Source organism: Mesorhizobium sp. INR15 (assembly GCF_015500075.1).
Classification (GTDB): domain Bacteria; phylum Pseudomonadota; class Alphaproteobacteria; order Rhizobiales; family Rhizobiaceae; genus Mesorhizobium.
Genome location: NZ_CP045496.1, coordinates 5,989,301 through 6,008,819 on the forward strand (window position 1 = coordinate 5,989,301; position 19,519 = coordinate 6,008,819).

Genomic DNA, 19,519 nt, shown 5'->3' on the forward strand with positions numbered 1-19,519 from the left:
ATCTTTCAGTTATTCTGACTTATGATAGATTGGACGCGAAAGTCTCAATCTCGAAGGTGAAACGATGCGCTACGTGCAACTGAGGGCCTTTCATCAGGTAGCGATTTCCGGAGGTTTCTCGCGCGCTGCCGAAGCGCTGTTTCTCACGCAGCCGGCGATCTCGGACCAGGTCCGCAAGCTGGAGGAAGAGTATGATGTCCTGCTGTTCAATCGGAACAAGAAACAGGTGACACTGACGCATCCGGGCCAGAAGCTGCTGGAAATAACCCACCGCATGTTCGAGACGGAGCAGCAGGCGCTGGAGCTTCTGACGGAATCACGTGCGCTTCGCTCCGGCACGCTGCGCATTGTCGCCGATGCAGCGCATCATCTGCTGCATATTCTGGGCAGCTTTCGTGCCCGCTATCCCGGGGTGCAGGTGTCGGTACGCGCCGGCAACACCGAGACGGTGATCAGCAGCCTTTACAGCTATGACGCCGATATCGGTGTTCTCGGCGAGGTGCCGACCGGACGCGATTTCGAGATCTTGCGGCTCAATTCGACGCCGATCATTGCCTTCGTGTCTGTCGACCATCCGCTTGCCTCCACCAAGTCCCTGACCCTGAAAGCGCTGGCGCAACAGTCGCTGGTGATGCGCGAACGCGGATCAAAGACGCGCCAGAAACTCGAGGACCTGGCCGCGGCGTCGAAGATCGAGCTCAAGCCGGCGATCGAGGCCGAGGGCCGCGAGGCGGTGCGCGAGATCGTCGCCTCGGGCGCCGGCATCGGCTTCGTCTCGGCAGCCGAATTCGGCCAGGATTCGCGTCTGGTCTCGATCGCGATCGACGCGCCCGAGATGCTGATGGACGAAGCGCTGATCTGCCTGCGCGAGCGCAGCGGCGGCAAGCTGGTGCGGGTGTTCCTCGACATGGCGAGGTCGATGTCGATGATCGATTAAGGCGAGCGGCCTTAAGCCGCCGCGCGGACCTCGACGCTGTCAGCCTTCACCCGCTCCGACTTTGGATCATACGGGCTGCGCAGATGCGCCGTCGCGGCATGGCGCACGCCCGCCAGGTCGATCTCGAAACGGCCACTGGTCAAAAACATAGAATCGACGCCGGCCTCGTTCTCGATCAAGCCGAGCGCTACCGATCGTCCAAGCGTATGGCCATAGGCGGCCGAGCGAACCTCGCCCACCGGCTTGCCGTCACGCAGTATAAGCTCGCCACCCCACAGCATCGGCTCCGCATCGTCGAGCGTGAACAGGATGACACGTTTGGCCGGCGCGGTTGCCGACCGTGCCTTGACGAGCGCATCGTGGCCGATGAAGCCACCTGGCTTGTCGAGAGCAACGGCAAAGCCGAGCCCGGCCTGCCACGGGGTTATGTCCGGCGTCAGTTCGCGGCCCCAGGCACGAAATCCTTTTTCGATGCGCAGCGCGTCGAGTGCGTAGTAGCCCGCATCGGTCAGCCCGAATTCATGACCCGCCTCATGCAGCGCCTCGTAGACACCGACGGCGAATTCGGTCGGCACGATCAATTCCCAGCCAAGCTCGCCGACATAGGTCATGCGGTTGGCATAGGCGGTGGCATAGCCGATATCGATCTCGCGGATCGTGGCGAAGGGGAAGCCGGCGTTGGAAAAATCCGCCGAGGACAGTTTGCTGAGGAGATCGCGGGACCGTGGCCCCATCAACGCCAGAACGGCGTAGGACGAGGTGACATCGGTCAGCATCGCATGCGCGTCGGACGGTATGTTCCTGGCAATCCAGTCGGCGTCGTGAACCGCCTGCGCCGAGCCCGTGACGATGAGAAATTTCTCGGTAGCGAGCCGCATCACCGTCAGGTCGCTTTCATAACCGCCGCGCGCATTGAGCACGCCGGTGTAGACCGACGAGCCCACCGCCACATCGACATCGCCGGCGCAGATCCGGTTGAGCACGGCGCAGGCATCGCGGCCCTGGACGAGGAGCTTGGCGAAGGAGGTCTGGTCGAAGACGGCAACGGCTTCGCGCGTCGCCTTCATCTCGCGCCGCACCGCCTCGTGCCAGTTCTGGCGGCCGAAGGCATAGTCGTTCTCGGGTTTCTCTCCCGGTGCCGCGAACCAGTTGGCGCGTTCCCAACCCATCTTGGAACCGAAGCAGGCGCCGTTGGCGGCGAGCCGGTCATAGAGCGGCGAGCGGCGGAAGGGCCGCGCGGTATCAAGCTCGCGGTTCGGCCATGGCATGGCGTAGTGCAGGCCGAGCGTCTCCTTGACCCGGTCGTGCAGCCAGCGCGGATTGTTGTTGAACGAGGCGAAGCGCCTGATATCGACCGGCCACAGGTCCATCGTCGGCGCGCTGTTGACGATCCATTCTGCCAGCGCCCTGCCCGCGCCGCCGGCGCTGGCGATGCCCATCGAATTGAAGCCGGCGCCAACATAAAAATTCTTCAGCTCCGGCGCTTCGCCGAGGATGAAGTTGTTGTCGGGCGTGAAGCTCTCCGGTCCATTGTAGAATTTCTTGACCTCGGCCTGCGCCAGCTGCGGCACCCGGACCAGAGCGTTCTCCATCAGGATTTCGAACTGGTCCCAGTCATCTGGCAGAAGCGCGAATTCGAAGTTTTCTGGGATGCCATTCATGCCCCAAGGCTTGGCATGCGGCTCGAAGCCGCCCATCACCAGACCGCCGACCTCTTCCTTGAAATAGATGAAGCCATCGGGGTCGCGCATGACCGGCAGATCCGGATGCACGCCCTCGATCCTGCCGGTGACGATGTACATGTGTTCGGCCGAATGCAGCGGCACCGAGACGCCGCACATCAAGCCGACCTTGCGCGCCCACTGGCCGGCGCAATTGACGACGATCTCGGCGGCGATATTGCCGCGGTCAGTCTCGACGCCACAGGCGACACCGTTCTTCACGCTGATGCCGGTGACCTTGACGCGCTCGACGATCCTGGCGCCGCGATTGCGCGCGCCCTTGGCCAGTGATTGCGTCAGGTCGGTCGGATTGGCCTTGCCGTCGCCCGGCAGCCAGACGGCGCCGACCAGATCGTCGGTTGCCATGACCGGCCATAGATCGCCGGCTTCCTTCGCCGAGATGACATCGATCTCGACGCCTTGCGCACGGGCGGATGCGGCGGTGCGTTTCAGCACCGTCATGCGGTCGGCGGTGCGCGCCACAGACAGTGACCCGCAATTCTTCCAGCCGGTCGCCAGACCGGTCTCGGCCTCCAGCTCACCATAGAGCTGGGTCGAGTATTTGATCAGGCTGGTCATGTTGGCGTGGCTGCGCAACTGGCCGACGAGACCGGCAGCGTGCCAGGTCGTGCCGCCGCTCAGTTGGCCCTGCTCCAGCAGGACGACGTCGGTCCAGCCCTGCTTGGTCAGATGATATGCGACCGAACAACCGATAATGCCGCCGCCGATGATGACGACGCGCGCCTGCGTGGGGAATTCGTTTGCCATGGGATGTCCCGCCATTTCGAGGATGGCGATAATTCTAACACAGCAATCTCAAATATCAACACATAATGCCACAAATAATCACATCAGTGACGCCACGATGAGTTCCGGCCCCTTGCGCGAAAGCGCGTCGGCGATTGCCGCCTCGGGCTGAGCGTCGACGATCACGCCGGCCGCACCTTCGAAATTTGGAATCCTGAGCGGCGTCAGCTTGCCGAACTTGCCGCCGTCGAGCACGAAATAGGCCGAGGTGGCGATTGTGATCATGCGGCCGCGCAATTCGGCGCCGGCACGGGTGAAGTCGGTGACCTCGCCATCCGGCGAAAGCGCGCCACCGCCAAGGAAGGCAATGTCGACGCGAAAGCGCGCCATGGCTTCGAGCGTGTCGATGCCGGAAGCAGCCTCCTCCCCCGGGTCGATTTCGCCGCCCAGCATGTGCACGCGCATGCCGGGCATGTGGCACATGTGAAGCGCGATCTTCAGGCTGGCGGTGCAGATGGTCAGGTCACGCAACCCTGCCATGGCCTGGGCCACCGCCAGGGTGGTGGTACCGGAATCGAGGAAGACCACCATTCCGTCCTTGACCAGGCCGGCTGCCGCCTTGCCGATCGCCGCCTTGCCCTCGGCATTCTCCTGGCTGCGCAGGCTCATCGCCGGTTCGCTCGGCTCGAAACGAGCGGCGCCGCCATGCACGATGCCGAGTTGGCCCTGGTCCGAAAGCAGCTTCAAGTCGCGGCGGATGGTTTCGCGTGACACGTCAAAGAACTGGGCAAGCTCGGCGACACTGACCGAACCCTGGAGGCCAAGGCGCTTCAGGATTTCACCATGGCGGCGGGGAGCAAGGGCGCGCGCTGGAAGCCTGCTGTCGGGAGACATGGCGATCCTCGTGTCGGGCAGTGATGTTGCAATATGTGGCAGCGAAGACGCCGAAGCAACCGATCTGGTTCATACCGTCGCCGCACCGCCTTCGGAAAGCTTGCGCGGGCTGTTGTCCTTCAGGGGCGCCAGCGTCGCGTGCAGGGAGAATTCTTCATCGGCGATCCGCCGTACCGGGTGCTGTGGCGCCGAGGACAGCAGGGCAGCAATACGCTGATGCGATTGCGCCAACGTCGCCTCGGTCACCGCGCCGTCGTGCAGGCCGGCGATGATATGATCAGTCATGCGCAGGATCAGCGAGGTGTCGGCCCAATAGGCGCACATGCACAGCAGGTCGCATCCGGCATTGGCGAGCTTGATCGATGTTTCCGGCCGGTCGAGCATGGAGGAGATCGCTGCCATGCCAAGGTCGTCAGATACGACGACGCCCTTGAAGCCGAGTTCGCGCCGCAGAATGTCCTGCAGCATCACTTTCGACATCGTCGCTGGCGTGCCCGGGTCGATTTGGGGAAAGACGATGTGCGCGGTCATGATCATGCGCGCGTCCGCGTCGGCAAGGTCGCGGAACGGCGCCAGTTCGCGGCTGCGGAACGTCGCGGCATCGATGTCGACGACCGGAAGGCCGTAGTGAGAATCGACGCTGGTGTCGCCGTGGCCGGGAAAATGCTTAGGGCAACCAAGAACGCCTGCGGCCTGCATGGCTTCCAGGAACGGCCGCGCCGCCGCACTCACCTCAGACGGCGTGGCGCCAAAAGCGCGCTGGCCTATGACCGGGTTGTCGGCGTTGGAATTGACGTCGAGCACGGGAGCGAAGTTGACGTTGAAGCCGAGCGACGCCAGTTCAGTTCCCATCGCCCGCCCGACATCGGCGGCCTGTTCCTTCCAGCGCCTTGCATAGGCGAATGGCGTGATCGGCAGCGGTGGCCGCAGCACGCCGCCGCCCTCGTGATCGATGCAGAACAGGATTTCCTCGCGGCCGATATGCTCGCGGATATCGGCCATCAGCGTGCGATGCACCGCCAGCCATTCTTCATAGGGCGCATCAGCAAGGAAGTTGGCGCGGAAGAAGACCACGCCGGCGGGCTCCAACAACGACAAAAGCCGCTTGTCATGATCGCCAAGCACATGGCCCGGCTGCAGGCCGATCAGAAAACGATGTCCGAGGGAGGCGGCGCCCCGGCCGAGATCAAAAGACAAATCCATTCGTGGCCCCGTTCACTTGTGGCTGACGCCGAGCCGGCGTTGTGACAGATTCGACCGGCGTTTGCCCATGGCCGATTGTGCCGGGAAAGTGAGCTCCCGCTCACACCATCAGCCTGGGCAAAGCCGCGGCCAGAGCATCGACGGCAAGCCGGACCTTCAGCGGCAAATGCGGCGTCTGCAGCCACAGCGCATGGCAATCATAGAGAAATCCCGGCTGATCCGGCAAAAGCGGCACCAGCGCGCCAGCCTCGATGCGCTCGCGAACCAGCCAACTGGGCAACCAGGCCAACCCCATGCCTGATGTCGCTGCGTCCGCTATGGCATCGAGGTCGTCGAGGCGCAGCCGGCTGACCGGCATGACTTCCAGCGGCGGCTGACCGTCGCGCGGGAACAGCCATGGGCCAACGAAACGCCCGGCGCGGCGATAGATGATCGTTTGATGCCCGCTCAAGTCCTCTATCCGCCGTGGCTCGCCATGCTGCGCGAGATAGGAGGGCGAGGCGCAGACGACCATGCGCTGGCGCGCGACACGGCGCGCGATCACCCCTGCCTTGTCCTCCAGCGCGCCGGTGCGGATGGCAAGGTCGTATTCTCCCTCGGCAAGATCGGTAAAACGGTCACTCAGTGACAGGTCGAGTTCCAGCGCCGGGTGCCGCCGTGCGAGATCCAGCAAGACGGGAGCGACGCAGCGCCGGCCGAAATGCGCCGGCATGGTGACACGCAGCTTGCCGCGCGGTTCGGAAAGCTGGTCGGCGGCCAGTGCGTCCGCCGCTTCCGCCTCGGCGAGAACCACCCGGCAGCGGTCGTAATAGGCGCGGCCGAAGTCCGTCAGGCTCTGCCGGCGCGTGGTGCGGTTGAGCAGGCGCACGCCAAGACGCTCTTCAAGGAAACGGACATGTTTGCCGACCATCGGCCCTGAGAGATCAAGCGTGACAGCGGCCGCCGCGAAGGAACCGAGATCGACGGCCTTGACGAATACGGCCATGCTTTCAAGGCGATCCATATTCAAAACTCTTGGTTTCTATTGTGCTTTCTCGGCAGCCATTTATCAGTTTCCAATGAGCCGTCATACCTCATTCGGTTCAATTTATTTGGAGTGACTGACTGAAATGGCACGCGTTGTCCGCTTTCATAGACATGGCGGTCCCGAGGTTCTGCGCATCGAGACCATCGATATTGCCAGGCCTGGCCGGGGTGAAGTTCAAATCCGGGTCAAGGCGCTGGGCATCAACCGGGCCGAGGCGCTGTTGCGTTCAGGCACCTACATCGAGACACCGCCCCTGCCATCCGGCCTCGGCCTTGAGGCCGCCGGCATTATCGAGACGATTGGCGATGGTGTTGAGGGCTTGGCGCCGGGCGACGCGGTCAGCGTCGTGCCGCCGATTTCCATGGTCCGCTGGCCGGCATATGGCGAGCTTGTCACCTATCCTGCCGAGGCCGTGGTCAAGCATCCGCCCTCGCTCAGCTGGGAAACAGCGGCGGCTTTGTGGATGCCTTATCTCACGGCCTATGGCGCGCTGATCGATATCGCCAGGCTCGGCAGCGGGGATTTCGTTGTCATCACCGCGGCATCAAGCAGTGTCGGCCTTGCCGCGATCCAGCTTGCCAACAGTGTCGGCGCGATTCCGATCGCCGTGACACGCAACTCATCCAAGAAACAGGCCCTGCTCGATGCCGGCGCCGCCCATGCGATCGCCGCGGCGGAAGAGAATCTGGAAGCCGGGCTGAAAGCCATCGCCGGCGCGCAAGGCGTGCGAGTGGTGCTCGATGCGATCGGCGGGCCGATCTTCGAGCCGTTGACCGCAGCCATGTCGCGCGGCGGCATCCTGATCGAATATGGCGGCCTGAGCCCTGAACCAACACCGTTTCCGTTGTTCACGGTTCTAAGCAAGGTGCTGACACTGCGCGGCTATCTCGTTCACGAAATCATCAGCAACCCGGCCAAGCTGGAGGCAGCCAAGGCGTTCATTCTTGAGGGCCTGGAGTCTGGTGCTTTCAAGCCGGTCATCGCCAGGACCTTTGCCTTCGACGACATCGTCGAGGCGCATCGTTTTCTCGAATCAAACGAGCAATTCGGCAAGATTGTCGTGACCGTCTGACCAATGCAGGTGGGGCCGGAAAGCCCGGACTTACGGCCTGCCAAATCCGCCTGGAGTCGGCGTCGTCACGATGACGGCGTCGCCTGCCTGCAGCACCGTCTGGTCGCAGGCTTTCAAGGTTTCGACGATGCCGTTCTTGCGGCGAACCTCTGTCGAGCCAGCCTCGCCGTCACCGCCACCATCCAGCCCTTGCGGCGGCCGGTTGCGATGCGAGGACAGGATCGCGCATTCCATCTTTTCCAGGAAGCGGATGGTGCGCCTGGTGCCGTCGCCGGCGCTCCACTTGCCCTTGCCGCCGGAGCCCTCGCGGATGTGGAAATCCTCGAGCAGCACAGGAAAGCGCAACTCCAGAACCTCCGGGTCAGTGAGGCGCGAATTGGTCATGTGGGTGTGGACGCCGGAGGTGCCGGCAAAGCCACGGCCGGAATTCATCCGCCCGGCCGGCGAACCGGAACAGATGGTCTCGTAGTACTGGTACTGCTTGTTGCCGAACGTCAGGTTGTTCATCGTGCCTTGCGCGTTGGCCATCGCTCCCATGGCGCCGAACAAGGCATTGGTGACGTGCTGCGAGGTCTCGACGTTGCCGGCGACGACGGCTGCCGGATAGGACGGCTTCAGCATGCAGCCATCGGGAATGATGATGTTGATGGGCCGCAGGCATCCGGCATTCATCGGGATCATGTCCTCGACCATGACGCGGAAGGCATAGAGCACGGCCGCGCGCGCGACCGGCTCCGGCGCGTTGAAATTGTTCTTCATCACCGGCGACGTGCCGGTGAAATCGACGGTCGCCTCGCGCTTTTGTCGGTCGACCGTGATCTTGACCTTGATCACCTGGCCGGTATCGGTCGGATATTCATAGCTTGATGTGTCCGGCAGGCGCTCAAGCACGCGGCGCACGCTTTCGGCGGCATTGTCCTGGACATGGCCCATATAGGCCTCGACGACATCGAGGCCGAAATGCGCCACCATCTTGCGCAGTTCGGCCACGCCCTTCTCGTTGGCGGCGATCTGCGCCTTGAGGTCGGCGATGTTCTGGTGCGGATTGCGGGCGGGGTGGCGGTGGTCGGTGAGCAGCGTTTCCAGCTCTTTCTCACGGAACCTGCCGCGATCGACAATGCGGAAATTGTCGAACAGCACGCCTTCTTCGTCGACCGTGGTGGCCAGCGGCGTCATAGAGCCGGGCGCGGTTCCGCCGATGTCGGCGTGGTGTCCACGTGAGGCCGAATAGAAGAGAATTTCATTCTGCTCGTCGTCAAACACCGGTGTCACCACGGTGATATCAGGCAGGTGCGTGCCGCCATTATAAGGGGCGTTGAGGGCAAAGACGTCGCCGGGATGGATGTCGCCGGAGTTCAGCCGGATGATGGTCTCGACCGAGCGATCCATCGAGCCGAGATGCACGGGCATATGCGGTGCGTTGGCGACCAGCGCGCCGGTGCGGTCGAAGACGGCGCAGGAGAAATCCAGCCGTTCCTTGATGTTGACGGAATAGGCGGTGTTCTGCAGCGTCACGCCCATCTGTTCGGCGATCGACATGAACAGGTTGTTGAACACTTCCAGCATCACCGGATCGGCTTCGGTGCCAAGGGCGGCGGCACGCGCTTTTTTCTCGATGCGGCGGATCACGACATGATCGAGATTGGTGATTTCCGCTTGCCAGCCGGGCTCGACAACAATGGTCTGATGGCTTTCGATAATCAGGGCGGGGCCTGGGACCAGGTTGGATGGGCGCAGGTTTTCGCGGCGATAAACTCCAGCCTCATGCCACTGCCCTTCGGTGTAGATGCGGCGGCTTTCGGAAGTGTCGGCCGCTGTCCTTGCCGGCCCAGCCGGCGCGTAGGGCTCCGCCCTGTCCTGCCCGCTCGCATCCCTGCCCTCGACGGCTACGGTCTCGATGACCATCGGCTTGTTGTCGTAGACGAAGCCGAACTGGGCTTTGTGCGCGACCTCAAAATCGCCCACCGCCTGCAGCACCTGGCCGGTTTCGAAATTAACCGGGAGCGCGGTGTCGGTGCCGTCATAGCGGATATGCAGAACCGGCCGCCAGGCGATGTCTTCGCCGGCGATGCCCTGGCTGGTAAGTTCAGCAAGGGTCTCTTGGCGAAGCGCTGCGATCATCTCGTTGACCGCGCCGAGCGAAGCTTCTGACAGCGGCTTCAGCAGCGCCTGCTGGCGTGAGGCAAAGACCGAAGCGAGGCCAATGCCATAGGCTGAAAGCAGGCCCGAAAAGGGATGGATGAGCACCGCCTCCATGCCGAGGGCGTCGGCGACGAGGCATGCGTGCTGGCCGCCGGCGCCGCCAAAGCAGTTCAACAGATATTCGGTGACGTCGTAGCCGCGCTGGACGGAAATCTTCTTGATGGCGTTGGCCATGTTCTCGACGGCGATGGTGACGAAGCCCTCGGCAACGGCTTCAGGCGTGCGACCGTCGCCGATCTCGGTAGCGAGCGCGGTGAATTTGCTCGCGACGACGTCGACATCGAGCGGCTTGTTCTGGCCGGCCCCGAAAATGGCCGGAAAGAAATCCGCCTGCAGCTTGCCCAGCATGACATTGGCATCCGTGACAGCGAGCGGCCCGCCACGCCGGTAGGCGGCCGGCCCGGGATTGGCGCCTGCGGAATCCGGACCGGTGCGAAAGCGGCCGGCCTCGTAATGCAGGATCGAGCCTCCGCCGGCCGCGACGGTGTGGATGCGCATCATCGGCGCGCGAATGCGTACGCCGGCGACCTCGGTGTCGAAGGCGCGCTCATAGTCGCCGTCATAATGGGCGACATCGGTCGAGGTGCCACCCATGTCGAAGCCTATGACCTTTTCGAAGCCGGCCAGCTTCGCCGTCTCGACCATGCCGACGACGCCACCGGCCGGACCGGACAACAGCGCGTCCTTGCCCTGGAACAGATCGGCGGCGGTAAGACCACCCGACGACATCATGAACATCAGGCGGGGGGATTGGTTGATCTCCTGCCCCGAGGCAGCGCCTGGCGCCGCGCCCAGTTCTCCAGCCACGCGCTGCACGTAGCGGGCCAGGATCGGCGAAAGGTAGGCGTCGACCACTGTCGTGTCGCCACGGCCGACAAGCTTGATCAGCGGCGAGACCTCATGGCTGACCGAGACCTGGCCGAAGCCGAGTTTCCGGCAGACCTTGGCGACGGCCTTCTCGTGATCTGGATATTTCCACGCATGCATGAAGACGATTGCCACTGCATCGATGCCATCGGCCCTTGCCTGCTCGATCGCCGGATGGCAGGCGGCTATGTCGAGCAGGCGCTCCACGCAGCCATCGGCCAGCACGCGCTCGTCAACCTCGATGACGCGCTCATAGAGTTGCTCGGGAAGAAGGATTTCCTTGGCGAAGATATCGGGCCGCGCCTGATAGGCGATCTTCAGCGCATCCCGAAAGCCCTTGGTGATGAGCAGCAACACACGGTCGCCCTTGCGCTCCAGAAGCGCGTTGGTGGCGACGGTGGTGCCCATCCTGATGTCGCCGATCAGGCCAGGCGGGATGGGAGCACCGGAGGGCAGGCCGAGCAGATCGCGAATGCCTTGTATGGCGGCATCGGCATAGGCTTCGGGATTCTCCGACAGGAGTTTGCGCGGATGCAGTCCGCCTTGCGGGTCGCGGCCGATGACATCGGTGAACGTGCCGCCACGATCGATCCAGAAATCCCATGTCGCGACCAACGCCGTCTCTCCTCACAATGAAGATTTCAATTGCCCCAAAGATCGCAATACGTCAATATATTATCGATAAATTGCTATTGAGGAAGTGCTTTGAAATCTGATCCGCCTGGCGTTGGGCCTATCGTTTCGGCCGCGCATCTGTCGAAGGGCGCAATGCCTTCGATGTCCGAAATGGAATTCGCGCTGACGGTAACGCACAATGCGTTCCAGCGCTGGACCGTGCGCTGCATGACAGCTGCCGGCTATCCCGGCCTGACGCATCTCGATGTGCTGCTGCTGCACGCGACCAACCACCGGGGCCGCGAGAAGACGCAGGCTGATCTCTGCACCATGTTCAACATCGAAGACACGCATCTTGCGACCTATTCGATCAAGAAGCTCGAAAGCATGGGCCTTGTGGAAACCGGCCGGCGCGGCAAGGAAAAGACCGTCCGCGTCACTCAATCCGGCGCTGCGGCTTGCGAACGTTACCACGAACTGAGGGAAGCCCTGCTTGTCTCAAGCATCAAGACGATCGGCCTTGACGAGGAAGCCGTGCGCAGCCTCGCCGCGCTGATGCGGGCTCTCTCCGGCCAATATGATCAGGCCGCGCGCGGGGCCGTCAGCATTTAGAGCCTTCGGACAGCAACTCGAAAATGGTTCTGGCGAGCATCGTCCGGCAACTCCACATCCCTACTTGACCGACACATATCTCTTCGGTTATACGTCAATCAATAGCCAACGAGTTATCGATTAGATGCAGAACGCCTCGGATATGCTTTTCAGGACGCTCGCCGATCCGACCCGGCGGGCACTCTTCGAGCGGCTGTGCCGCGAAGGAGAGCAGACCGTGGGGGCCCTAACGGCGCAGGCCGGGGTTTCGCAACCGGCCGTTTCAAAACATCTTGGTGTGCTGAAGCAGGCCGGATTGGTGCTCGACCGCCATGAAGGCCGCCAGACGCACTACAGCGCGCAGCTTGGCGCCCTCGCCCCGCTGAACGATTGGACAAAGCAGATGACCAGCTTCTGGGAGAGCCGGTTCGACGACCTCGAGGATCTGCTCAATAGGATGGACCAGTGAACGTTCGCCCCACCGAGACGCGCTCCGTCATTGTCGAACGCGAGATTTCGCACGCGCCGGAAAAGCTGTGGCGTGCGCTCACCCAACCACACCTGATGGAGGAGTGGCTCATGAAGAACGATTTCAATCCGGTCGTGGGCCATCGTTTCAACATCAGCGCCGACTGGGGCGGCGTGCTGGACTGCGAGGTGCTTGCCGTCGAGCAGAACAGGGAATTGTCCTACACCTGGAACCTGGCGCATGACGACCCGGCCTTTAACCTGCAGAGCGTGGTGACCTTCACGCTCACACCAACGCCAACAGGAACGCATCTGCGCATGGAGCAGTCCGGTTTCCGGCCCGAACAGAGGCGGGCCTATGGCGGCGCCAAGATGGGCTGGCCGCAGTTCTTCGAGAAGCTTGAGCAGCTTCTGGCGCGGACAGACTGAAACCTGCCGGCTGATTGAGTTCCATACCCGATTTCAAAAGGCGGCCTGGCCGCCAACAAGACCTATGGAGAAAGACCAATGAAGATCAAAGTGACGAGCATCTACGTGGACGATCAGGAAAAGGCCCTCGGCTTCTATACCGAGGTGCTGGGCTTCACCAAGAAAGCCGATTTCAGCAACGGGCCGTTTCGCTGGCTGACAGTGACTTCTGCCGGCGAGCCGGACGGGATCGAGTTGCAGCTGGCACTGAACGACAACCCAGCCGTCAAAACCTACCAGCAGGCCATATTCAAGCAGGGCCAGCCGGCGCTCATGCTTTTCACCGATGACATCAAGGGCGATCACGAGCGGATCAAGGCGCGGGGCGCTGCCTTCGCCATGGCGCCGACCGAAGTGACGGGGTCGACCATCGCGCAGCTCAACGACACCTGCGGCAACCTCATCCAGATCACCCAGCTGGCACGCTGGTAGTCCTATCGCTTTGGCTCGTCATCACAGGAGATCTCAATGGGCACCAGCAAATGGATACGTCAGCTGCACCGCTGGCTCTCGATCCTCTTCACGGTGACAGTCATCGCCAACTTCGTCACAATGGCCATGGGGCAGCCACCCGCCTGGGTGGTTTATTCGCCATTGCCACCGCTCTTCCTGCTTTTGTTCAGCGGGCTGTATATGTTCGTGTTGCCCTACACAGCCAAAGCACGCGGCGGACAAAGCGCGAGCCGATAGGCAGGATACCCAAGACGACCATTGTTTCAGACGGGCCGAACGGCGCGACAGGGCCAGGTACAATCGTCAAGAAAGCGACAACCCCATGAAAAAGAGCGTCTCAATGGAAGAAACCAGCGGAAACTCCCCCTCCCAGCTGATCGATGCGAGGATCAGGGAATTGGGTGACTGGCGCGGCGAGATGCTCGGCCGGCTCCGCGCCTTGATCCAGGAAGCGGAACCCGAGGTCGTCGAGGAATGGAAATGGAGGGGCGTTCCGGTCTGGGAACACGGCGGGATGATCTGCACCGGCGAGACTTACAAGGCCGTGGTGAAGCTGACTTTCGCCAAGGGCGCTTCGCTAGAAGACCCCAAAGGTCTGTTCAACTCCAGCCTCGAAGGCAACACCCGGCGCGCCATCGATTTCCACGAGGGCGACACGATCGATGAAACAGCGCTGAAGGCGCTCATTCGTGGCCCCGTCGCGCTGAACATGTCGAAGCGTGCCGCTCGCCCGGCAAGCAAGAGCCGATGATGGACATGTCCTAGCTTGCCAACCGCAGATAAATGGCCAGCAAAACTTCGGGCAGTTTTTCAATCGAGCTGATCTGGATCGAACTCCGCTGGCCGAAGATCCGGTTCGCGTAAGACTCCGCGCCTGAGTCCAGCGCCACGCAGAATATGTCGATGCCCTCCCGGTTCAATTCCTGCACGGCGGCACGGGCGTCCTCGACAAGATAGTGCAGGTCATCAACATCCATGTCCGATGGCTCGCCGTCGGTCACGACAAGCAACAGGCGCCGGTAAGAGCGGCGTGCCTTCAGGTCCTGTCCGGCATGACGGATGATCGCGCCGAGCCGGGTCGAGAGCGCGCTTTCCAACCCGGCAAGGCGGCCGAGCGCAAGGTCGTCGAACGGCCTCTCGAAATCCTTGATCCTGACATAGCGCACATCCTCGCGCGTGTCGGAACAGAAGGCCGCGATGGCGAAAGGATCGCCAAGCTCCGACATGGCACGCGCCAGGAACGCGGTGGCAAGCTTTTCCGTCGCCAGCACGGAGGTGCCGGTTTCGCGCACCGGATCGCTGGTCGAATGCGAAGCGTCTATGAGGGCCAGAACCGAAATATCACGGCTGCGCCGCTCATAGCGCCCATGGATGCGGGCGTCGGGAACTTCGCCGGCCCGCCACGCGACCATCGCCGAAATGGCGGCATCCATATCCAGGAATTCACCTTCCGGCTGGCGGCGAACGCGCTCCTGGCGGCTGACGCGCGAGGCGCGGATCAGTTTCGATATCCGCTCCACCAAGTCGGAACGGCTTTCACGAAGCGTGTTGACCGCCGCTGGCGGAGCGACCTTTGGCGGCCATTCGCGCACCGTGCACCAATCCGGCCTGAACTGACCGGTCACATGGTCATATTCGGGATAGCGGGCCGCAAATGTTCCCTCATCGGCCCCGGCGTCGCGCAGCCGTCCCGATTGCTTTTCCTCGCCTTCGCCTTCTTCCTTGCGGCCATCGGGCGCGCTCCGCTGCTCGATGCGCGCGCCCTCGGCCATCGCCTCGATTTCCGTCGGCGGCTCGGACTGGTCGCCAAAATCCCAGATCGCCAGGTTGTCGTCCCGGTAGGCCGGCTGCACCACATAAGTCTTGGCGTCGAACTGCAGCCGCATCTGGCCGATGTCGTTGCCAAGCAGGCCGCCAATGCGCCGGCTGAGCTGCTGGTCGTGGGCATCACTTGAGACCGCCTCATCGAACAGTGTCCGGCCCTTGGCGACCCAGCCGTGCGGGTCCTCATAGGCCGGGTCGAGCAGCGCGCGCGAAAGCCGCGCCATCAGCGAGATGGCGACCGGTGCACCTTCCGGGCGGGCAACGTGGAAGCGAGACCAGAGATCGGAAAGACCCGGCATTTCCCGCATCGCCAACAGCTCGGCGCGCGCATCCTCGATCAGCGAAACGATGGCGATCTGCAGCGGTCTCAGACCGACGGCTGGAAATCTGGCACGGGTGGCACGGTGATGCGCCCCGATATGCGCCAGCGTGGCGCGGTAGAGCTGTTCCTGGTCGTCACGCGGAAAGCCCGCATAGGACGGAGGCAGCCGGATGCCACCGCCACCAAAGCCGGAGCGGCGGCGCATGATCTCGGGCGCGTCTGCCGGAGGCTCGGTGATCGGCGGGCAAAAGCCCCACAGCGCGCCAAAATAGGGTTTGAGCCGCGGCGTCAGAGCGCCAAGCACATCCGCTCGCGCATGATGATCGAGCAGCCGCCGGGCTTCGCCGCTTTCGAGAGAAAAGAAGGCCAGCCGGCGCGCCTTGTCCTGGCGGCTCACACCGAGGCCCATCCGCACGAAAGCGAGAAGTCCCGGGAAGCCGAGCGCATCCAGGAGACGCGCGAGATTCTCAAGGAAGGGCGCAAGGGATTCAGGTCCTCGCTTTGCTATTTCGTCGACCATATCCAGCCAGGACATGAACTGCGAAGGATCGCTGACGGCCTCGGTCAAGTGCAGCGCGGCGTCGATCAGCAGGCCCGCTGCCCGGCGACCGGCACGGATCGAGGCTGCCGACACCGAACCGCCAAGCCTGATCGCCGCAGCCGGGCCGACGCGTTCGGCAATGTGTGGTCCGGCACGGCGATAGTTTCGGGCGATGGTGTCGCCATAGCCGGCATGATCGATCCGCTGGTGCGCGACGCGCCAACGTTCCTGCCAATCGGGAGGAAAGCCCGCCGTCGTATCGGCCACGCCGGTCGCCATTGCCGGCAGCTTCAGATGCATGCCGCGATCGCGCCGGTCAGCGCATCGCGCAGGTCGGAATCATCCGTGATCGGCGTCACCATCGCGACCTGGCAGGCCTCGGCTATGTCGATCCCGCCAGCGACGAGGAAGCCCGCATTGATCAGCATGCGTGTCGATGCGCCTTCCTCCAGGCCCTGCCCTTTCAGGTTGCGCGAGCGTTGGCCGGCGCACACCAGCGTGTCGGCGGTGCGGCGGTCGACGCCGGCTTCGGCCATCACGATCTCGGCCTCGATGTCCGGCGAGGGATAGGAGAAGGCAATCGCGCCGAAGCGCTGCTTGGTGGATTCCTTCAGGTCTTTCAACACGCTCTGGTAGCCGGGATTGTAGGAGATTACGACCTGAAAATCGGGATGCGCCTTTACCACCTCGTTCTTCTTCTCCAGCGGGAGAATGCGCCGGTCATCGGTCAGCGAATGGATGACGACGGTCGTGTCCTGGCGCGCCTCGACGATCTCGTCGAGATAGCAGATCGCGCCTTGCCGGACGGCAAGCGTCAGGGGGCCGTCATGCCAGACCGTGCCATCGGCATCGAGCAGGTAGCGGCCAACGAGATCGGAGGCGGTCATGTCCTCGTGGCAGGAGACGGTTATGAGCGGCCGGCCCAGCCGCCACGCCATATGCTCGACGAAGCGCGTCTTGCCGCAGCCGGTCGGCCCCTTGAGCATGACCGGCATCCGGCTGCGATAGGCGGCCTCGAAAAGTTCGACTTCCCTTTCGACCGCCCGATAGAAAGGTTCGCTGGAAATGCGATAGGCATCCAGGTTCATCACGATAATCAGCCTCTGGGTGTTGGCGCCGCGACGCATCCAGCTGTCGCGGCGCACTGGGAAGTCAGGACGCGAGCAGCTCTTTCAGCTTGTCGTCCAGGAACTTGATGTCGACCGGACTGGTGCCTGGCCCGCCGGCGAAATGGCCCCAGATCGACGGGATCGGGATCAACGTCGCGTTCGGCATCCTGGCAACTTCGTTGCGGCTGTCTTCCGGCGGGAAATAGAGATCGGTCTGGCCCGGCATGACGTAGGCGTTCGCCTTGATCGCACCGAGCGCGGCCTTGTAGTCACCGTTGTAAAGCTCGTTGGCCGAGATGTCGCCGTTCTGCCAGGTCCACAGCATGGCGAGCAGGTTGTTCGGATCCTTGGTCAGGAAAAACCCTTCCCAGAACTCGACCAGGAAATCCTCGAGCGACGCGAAGCCCAAGGCCTTCAAGTCGAGCTCCTCGCGATAGAAGGATTGCGAGAAGCCCCAGCCGGCATAGACCCGGGCGGCCGCGCGCAGACCCTTCTGCGGCTTGTCCTTGTACCATCCGTTCTGGAAGGCATCGTCCGCAGTCAACGCTGCCTTGACGCCCTCAAGGAAAACGAAGTTATGGCGCGAGCATTTCGCCGCGCCGCAGAACGGCGCAAGCAAATCCATCATATCAGGGTAAAGCGCGCCCCAATGGAAGGTCTGCAACGCGCCCATAGACCATCCGGTGATCAGCCGCAGATGCGATATTCCGAAATGCTCGGTGACCAGCTTGTGTTGCGCCCTGACATTGTCATAGGCCGTCACTTTCGGAAAACGGGCGGCGTTATAGGGCTCCGGCGTGTTGCTCGGCGAGGAGGAAAGGCCGTTGCCGAACATGTTCGGAATGATGATGAAGTACTTGTCGGGATCAAGCGCCATGCCCTTGCCGACGAGCCACTCGTTCTCATAGTGCTGGCCGGAATACCAGGTTGGATAGAGGATGGCGTTGTCCTTGGCCGCGTTCAGCGTGCCAAAGGTCTTGAAGGCCAGCTTCGCGTTGCGCAACATCGCACCGCTCTGCAGCGTGAGATTGCCAGCTTCAAAAATCTCGTAATCGATGGTCATTCTGTTGTCCCTCAACATGAAGTGTTGGCGCACCCGCCCGGTGCGCCACTGGTTTCAGGCAGCGATGCCTGCCGCCGTCCGGCGCGCCATTAGAGACGACAGGACGAAATGGGCAATGGCGGCGACCAAGCCGGCGCTGATCGCGGTGGAAAACTGTGGCGCGTAGAACTCCACGACGAAGCCGACGGCCGCGCCGATCGCCCAGGAAATGAACGGTGTCGACCGCCATTCCCTTTGAATCGTGCCGCCAGTCTTCAGGATGTAAATCTCGACCAGCAGGATCATGCCGATCGGCGGAACGATGACGCCCAGGAGCGACAGCCACTGGATGAAGAAGGCCCAGACATTGCCGGCGGCGATCACGATGCCGATGATGCCAAGCACCACCGCCAGCAGCCGCATCTTGGAACCGAAGATACGCGACCAGCCCGTTGCCGCGTTGTAGAGGCAATGCGAGCAGACGGAGCCAAGATTGATGTAGAGGAACAGGAACGCCAGCAGGCTGAGCCAGCCGATGTGCATTGAATTCATGTAGCCGAACATGTTGTCGGAGCCGAACGGGTTGGCATTCGGTACGGCAAGAGCCGCCGTCATGATGCCGCCCACCAGCATGGCGACCAAGTTGGCGACGGGGAAAGCGGAGAATGTGGCAAGCAGCGAATGGCTGCCGGTCTTTGCCCAGCGATTGAAATCACCGGTGACCGTTCCCGCATCAATGAAGAGCGCGATCACGACGGTCAGACCAACGCCCATGGACATCGTCGCCGCGCCATTGTTACCGGCGTAGTTCCAGATCGCGTCGAACGATGTCGTGGATGCCGAATGCACGACGACGAAAAGCCCGAGCGCCAGAAACAGGGGCACCGAGACGAGGCCGATCATATGCAGGCCCCTGACACCGACGAAGGTAATGCAGATATAGAGCAGGCCCGCGACAACGGTCATCGCGACGTAGTTCAGCCCATAGGTGCTGGAGATGAGGGCGCCCGTGATGCCGGTCTGCACGGCGAACCAGCCGAGAAGAAGCGTGGACAGCAGGCCTGATGCCAGCGCGTAGCCCTTGGTGCCGAATATCTGCGATGCAATCAGGGCGAAATTCATGCCGGTTCGCGAGGCCGAGAGACCAAGTGCCCCGACATAGCAGAGCATGATCAGGTTGCCGATGATCATGGCGGTGAGTGCGTTGGAGAATCCCATGCCGAGGACGAGGATCGATCCCGTCATGGCGCCGGTGATGATCATCGGAAACCCGGCCCAGACCATGACCATGGAGAAGAGGCTGCGCCGCGCCGCGAGCGGCACGGGCACATGTTCGTATTCCTCGCCGAGCACGTGATCGGTATCGACCGGCGTGTCGCCGGGTCTTGCGGATTGTGTGGACACTGTCGTTCCCCT

17 protein-coding genes are annotated in these 19,519 nt (G+C 62.6%); 8 read left to right on the top strand and 9 right to left on the bottom strand.

The features are described 5' to 3' along the window. The first annotated feature begins 64 nt into the window (after positions 1-64). A complete protein-coding gene (locus GA829_RS29245; protein ID WP_195176022.1) occupies positions 65-937 on the top strand; it encodes a LysR substrate-binding domain-containing protein in 873 nt (290 codons plus the stop codon). 11 nt (positions 938-948) lie between these two features. On the opposite strand, the gene GA829_RS29250 is transcribed toward GA829_RS29245, so the two are convergent. The 4 genes from GA829_RS29250 to GA829_RS29265 all read right to left on the bottom strand — a co-directional run bounded on the left by GA829_RS29250 (position 949) and on the right by GA829_RS29265 (position 6,505). Continuing rightward, entirely contained in the window at positions 949-3,426 is a 2,478-nt protein-coding gene (locus GA829_RS29250) for a GcvT family protein (RefSeq protein ID WP_195176023.1), read from the bottom strand. A gap of 78 nt (positions 3,427-3,504) precedes the next feature. Beyond that, a complete protein-coding gene (locus GA829_RS29255) occupies positions 3,505-4,299 on the bottom strand; it encodes a DeoR/GlpR family DNA-binding transcription regulator (RefSeq protein ID WP_195176024.1) in 795 nt (264 codons plus the stop codon). Positions 4,300-4,368: 69 nt separating this feature from the next. Further along, positions 4,369-5,502 (bottom strand): glycoside hydrolase family 3 protein, encoded by a 1,134-nt coding sequence (locus tag GA829_RS29260; protein ID WP_195176025.1) that lies wholly within the window; start codon positions 5,500-5,502, stop codon positions 4,369-4,371. Positions 5,503-5,602: 100 nt separating this feature from the next. Beyond that, on the bottom strand, positions 5,603-6,505 hold the full coding sequence (locus tag GA829_RS29265; RefSeq protein WP_195176026.1) for a LysR family transcriptional regulator: 903 nt from the start codon (positions 6,503-6,505) through the stop codon (positions 5,603-5,605). 106 nt (positions 6,506-6,611) lie between these two features. Here GA829_RS29265 and GA829_RS29270 point away from each other — a divergent pair, with 106 nt between their 5' ends. Beyond that, positions 6,612-7,601, top strand: coding sequence for a zinc-dependent alcohol dehydrogenase family protein (locus GA829_RS29270; RefSeq protein ID WP_195176027.1), 990 nt, complete (start codon positions 6,612-6,614; stop codon positions 7,599-7,601). Between the two features lie 30 nt (positions 7,602-7,631). Here the strand turns inward: GA829_RS29270 and GA829_RS29275 are convergent, their stop codons facing one another. Next, complete coding sequence (locus GA829_RS29275; protein WP_195176028.1) at positions 7,632-11,285, bottom strand: hydantoinase B/oxoprolinase family protein; 3,654 nt, start codon at positions 11,283-11,285, stop codon at positions 7,632-7,634. Between the two features lie 90 nt (positions 11,286-11,375). On the opposite strand from GA829_RS29275, the gene GA829_RS29280 reads away from it, so the two are divergent. From GA829_RS29280 to GA829_RS29305, 6 genes are all read left to right on the top strand, one after another. Then, positions 11,376-11,897 carry a winged helix DNA-binding protein gene (locus GA829_RS29280; RefSeq protein WP_258052006.1) on the top strand — a complete coding sequence of 174 codons (522 nt, stop codon included), beginning with the start codon at positions 11,376-11,378 and terminating at the stop codon, positions 11,895-11,897. 124 nt (positions 11,898-12,021) lie between these two features. Further along, the gene (locus GA829_RS29285; protein ID WP_195176029.1) at positions 12,022-12,345 is read left to right on the top strand and encodes an ArsR/SmtB family transcription factor; all 324 of its coding nucleotides are present in this window, start codon (positions 12,022-12,024) and stop codon (positions 12,343-12,345) included. Further along, the gene (locus GA829_RS29290; RefSeq protein WP_195176030.1) at positions 12,342-12,773 is read left to right on the top strand and encodes an SRPBCC family protein; all 432 of its coding nucleotides are present in this window, start codon (positions 12,342-12,344) and stop codon (positions 12,771-12,773) included. The genes GA829_RS29285 and GA829_RS29290 overlap by 4 nt, the downstream gene beginning before the upstream one ends. 78 nt (positions 12,774-12,851) lie before the next feature. Beyond that, positions 12,852-13,244: a VOC family protein gene (locus GA829_RS29295; RefSeq protein WP_195176031.1), complete on the top strand. Its 393-nt coding sequence runs from the start codon at positions 12,852-12,854 to the stop codon at positions 13,242-13,244. A 36-nt stretch (positions 13,245-13,280) separates the two neighbouring features. Continuing rightward, complete coding sequence (locus GA829_RS29300) at positions 13,281-13,502, top strand: hypothetical protein (RefSeq protein WP_195176032.1); 222 nt, start codon at positions 13,281-13,283, stop codon at positions 13,500-13,502. Positions 13,503-13,587: 85 nt separating this feature from the next. Continuing rightward, a complete protein-coding gene (locus GA829_RS29305) occupies positions 13,588-14,016 on the top strand; it encodes a DUF1801 domain-containing protein (protein ID WP_195176033.1) in 429 nt (142 codons plus the stop codon). Between the two features lie 10 nt (positions 14,017-14,026). Here the strand turns inward: GA829_RS29305 and GA829_RS29310 are convergent, their stop codons facing one another. Genes GA829_RS29310 through GA829_RS29325 form a run of 4 tightly spaced genes read right to left on the bottom strand, consistent with a single transcriptional unit; the run spans position 14,027 to position 19,507 of the window. Continuing rightward, the gene (locus GA829_RS29310; protein WP_195176034.1) at positions 14,027-16,252 is read right to left on the bottom strand and encodes a nitric oxide reductase activation protein NorD; all 2,226 of its coding nucleotides are present in this window, start codon (positions 16,250-16,252) and stop codon (positions 14,027-14,029) included. Beyond that, on the bottom strand, positions 16,243-17,079 hold the full coding sequence (locus tag GA829_RS29315; RefSeq protein ID WP_308462298.1) for a CbbQ/NirQ/NorQ/GpvN family protein: 837 nt from the start codon (positions 17,077-17,079) through the stop codon (positions 16,243-16,245). Before GA829_RS29315 ends, GA829_RS29310 begins: the two co-directional genes overlap by 10 nt. 25 nt (positions 17,080-17,104) lie before the next feature. After that, positions 17,105-18,124 (bottom strand): alpha/beta fold hydrolase, encoded by a 1,020-nt coding sequence (locus GA829_RS29320; protein ID WP_195176035.1) that lies wholly within the window; start codon positions 18,122-18,124, stop codon positions 17,105-17,107. Positions 18,125-18,178: 54 nt separating this feature from the next. Continuing rightward, entirely contained in the window at positions 18,179-19,507 is a 1,329-nt protein-coding gene (locus tag GA829_RS29325) for a purine-cytosine permease family protein (RefSeq protein ID WP_258052008.1), read from the bottom strand. Positions 19,508-19,519: the final 12 nt, after the last annotated feature.